General features: G+C 22.9%; 2 protein-coding genes. Both read right to left on the bottom strand.

Annotated features, from left to right (window positions below; translation table 11 throughout):
- Positions 1-244: 244 nt before the first annotated feature.
- The gene (locus MWH25_RS12630; protein ID WP_248628010.1) at positions 245-1285 is read right to left on the bottom strand and encodes a reverse transcriptase family protein; all 1041 of its coding nucleotides are present in this window, start codon (positions 1283-1285) and stop codon (positions 245-247) included.
- Between the two features lie 242 nt (positions 1286-1527).
- On the bottom strand, positions 1528-3528 hold the full coding sequence (locus MWH25_RS12625; RefSeq protein ID WP_248628009.1) for a retron Eco8 family effector endonuclease: 2001 nt from the start codon (positions 3526-3528) through the stop codon (positions 1528-1530).
- Between the last annotated feature and the right edge of the window lie 233 nt (positions 3529-3761).

The raw sequence follows: 3761 nt of genomic DNA, 5'->3' as shown, positions 1-3761 counted from the left end.
GTTGGATATGTCCAGCTTCGCTGGACATACAACGTCCCGCAGGTTCGCGACGTCCCTTTACTGCAATGCAACTTCATCAATACATCTGAATTTCATAAGTCAGCTCGACCTTCGGTTATGATTAACAATTGGATGTCGCTAACCTGCTGTTATACGACGGAATATGCTACGCTTTTAATATCATTCTTAAAATTAAAAAATCGAGGTATATATATTTACTATCCTCGAATTTAATACAAAAATCTTAATTTGATTGTAATTCTATTATATTATCAATTAAATTTTCAACTCTCCTAATCAAACTTTGATGTTTATTATAATAATTTTTATTTTCGTCTAGAGACCAATCAATTAAAAATGACCTGTATCCACATAAAAATTGAATTAAAGATTCACCAGTTTTAAAATTTACATCTTTTTTATTCCTTAAATAATTAAAATCTGCTTTATTTAATCTAGCAAGATATTCTTTAATATCTTTAATATCTGCTCCTGTTTCATATAAAAATAAAATCTTATTTATATCTTTCCTACGTTTTCTAGATAATCTAATGTTTTTTCCTACTACAAAACCATTTAAAGATATTTCTTCTATTTCTTTTATCATTTTTGAATAATTTAATTGAAAGTTGAATTCATCTGAAGAAATTATATCTTCTAATAATCTTACAAACCTTTTATATAGTAATTTTTCATTGTTAGAAGAAAAAAGCAAATCATCAGCATATCTACTATATTTAAAATTTAATTTTTTACAATATTTTTCAATTCTTAAATCTAATTGACGAAAAACTATATTTGATAATATTGGAGAATTAACTCCCCCTTGAGGCAATCTATCATTTAAAGTAACAATATCAGTAACTAATTTTAAAACTTCATCTACTTCTATATAAACATCTAGTATTCTTCTTAATAAATCTGAATTTATGGAATCAAAAAAATTTTTTATATCTATTCTTAAATAATATCTCTTATTTTCAGATTTTCCTATATGATATTTAAGAAAATCTTTATATCCATAACCTTTGACAAAACCAAATGCACTATTAGAAATAGGTATCTTGTTAAAAAAGCAATTTAAGTTTTTTTGTAATTCATAAAGATGACTATCACTTTTTATGCAACTCAATTTTCTAAATCCATTTTTTTTAGAAATTTTTATCTCATTATAATAACTTTCTTTATTTCTTAAAATGTCTTTAATTTGGATTTTTTTCATTTTTGCAATCTGTACATAAAAATAATTTTCATCATATATTAAATGTTTGCTTTTAAACTTCATTAGTATAATAGTCACCTCAATTCTATATAATAAATAGTAGAGTGAGTACTTTTCAAGCCTCGCTTTAGCGAAAATTCAGGAAAGTTATCCTGAAAAAATATCAGAAAATTAAACATTTCATACTAGTAACATTAAAACCTTGGCTTTTGCTTTGTTTCTAATCTACTAAGTTAGCCTCTACACTCCCTTAGTCACAAGTCATCAAGGTTTAGGATTTACGCCATAGGCTACCTTATTGCTACTCACTCTACCATCTTTAACTTTTTCTTAATATTATTTATAATGCTATACAGTTCAGGAAAATATTGTTTGACATACCTTTCACTTTTTTCATATTTAGAAAAAAAATGATTCAAAAAACTAGTAATCCATCCATTTGCTTTTTTATTCTCACTAAATTTTATCTCATAAATGTAATTATATATTTTTTTAGCTTCAGAGGTATCTATATTCTCATCTATGTCTTTTTTAGATATTATTTTAACTAAATTATCATATTTCCCATTAACAATCAGTCTTAAAACTGTAACCTTATAAGAAACATTATTTTTAAAATTATATATTTCTTTTAATTTTTGTTTATCCATTTTTTTAATTCTCTGTTTTTTTAACCAATTATAAAAAACATCATAATTAGCTCTATTAATTAATACCCCCTCAATGGTAGTACTTACAGTAAATATATTATAATATAAACAGTATTCTAATATAGAATTTTTTAAAGATTCAAAATTACTGTTTCTTTTTGTATAATACCAATTTTTTTTAAATGAAAATTCTTCTTTTCTTGATTTTTTTATTCTCTTTCTCAAATAATATAGTTTTCTTTTAGTTCCATAATAAAATTTCTCTCTATCTTCTATATCATTATTTTTTATAGGATTAACAAATTCATTATGGTTAAAAGAAAATTCATCTTCTCCATTATTATTTGTAAGTACCTTATCTAAATCAGTTAATATAATATATGGTACAGCAAAATTTTGCATATTAGGATGTATTATTTTATATAAAACATCATCTGCATACTCAAAAAAATCCACTTTCTTTATATTAGGGAATATATCCAATAAATTTCTATTAGAAAACAATTCTAACTCAGTAGATCCTTCTACAAATACAATGCATCTTGAAAAATAAAAACTTGGCTCTGCTTCAGATAATCTATACATTATCCTATCATCATTATCTGACATTTTTTTCATCTCGTTTATTTTAGTATAATTTTTTTCTAAAGAAAGATGACACATATTATAGTCAAAATTTTCTCTAACTATATTTCTTATAAGTCTTGGGGAATGAGTTGATAACAAAATTTTAATATTCTTTATTTTTTCAGAAAAATTATTAACAAAATCATCAATATAACTAGGATGTAAACCTATTTCAGGTTCATCTAATACAATTAAAGGATCTTTTAATTTTCTTTCTGAAAGTTTACTTATTAAATTCACCATAATATTTAAATAATTGTATGAATTTATACCATCTGAGAAATAATTTAAATTTTCTTCTTTATAATTAAAACTTTCACCTGCAATACTTAATTGCAATAAATGTATAAATATTTCCTTAAAAGAAAATTTATTAATAGTAATATCATTTTGTTTAAATTCATTTTTAATATATTTTATAGTTTTGTGGTTCTCTTTTCCACATATCTCAGAAATAATATCATCTATATCTTTATAGCTCATTTTTCTTATAAACTCTTGTTTTATTCTACTTAAATCACCAATTATTGTCCATAACTCTTCCCAATTAGTTAAATTTAAATTTCGTGTATCAACAAAATAAATAGGAAATAGATTTTTTATTAGTACTCTGTCATCATAATTATCAATACTCCATTCAGGAACATTATTTTTATATTGTTTTAAAGTTAAATTAATCAAATTATTTTTTGCATATTTTTTATCTAATTTATTAATAGCTTTAAAAATAGAATGTAAATTCTTATCCAATAAATAAGAGTTAATTGATTTTTTATTTGAAATTTTTAAAAACTGATTAATATTATAAGTTATAGTTATTTCAATATAATTACTATAAGGATTATTTTTATCATACAAATCATTACTAACTTTTATATTATCTAAATTATCATAAAAATATTTAATAACTTCTATTATATTAGATTTCCCTGTTCCATTTTTTCCAATTAAGCAATTAACATCATCAATTGATAGTTTAATATCTTTAAGCGATTTACAATTTTTAATTTTTAAATTTGTAATAGGCAACTTCAACACCTCTTCTGCCTTATATAAAATGAATTATTATTTTGTTTTATAATAACATTTTAATGATTTAATGTCAAATGATATTATTTTTAGTGTTTTTTTGTAACGCATTGTAAATGTTTTTTAGTCACTATATTTTCATCATATTCTGTCGTATGTAGGGTCGAAGTCTGGTGCTCTAACTTAGGTTGATGTTTGTGTTCTCAGTTTGCTCACCCTTTCGTCTGTGAGTG

Source organism: Natroniella acetigena (assembly GCF_023227745.1).
GTDB lineage: Bacteria > Bacillota > Halanaerobiia > Halobacteroidales > Halobacteroidaceae > Natroniella > Natroniella acetigena.
This window is presented reverse-complemented; position numbering and strand designations above follow the sequence as displayed.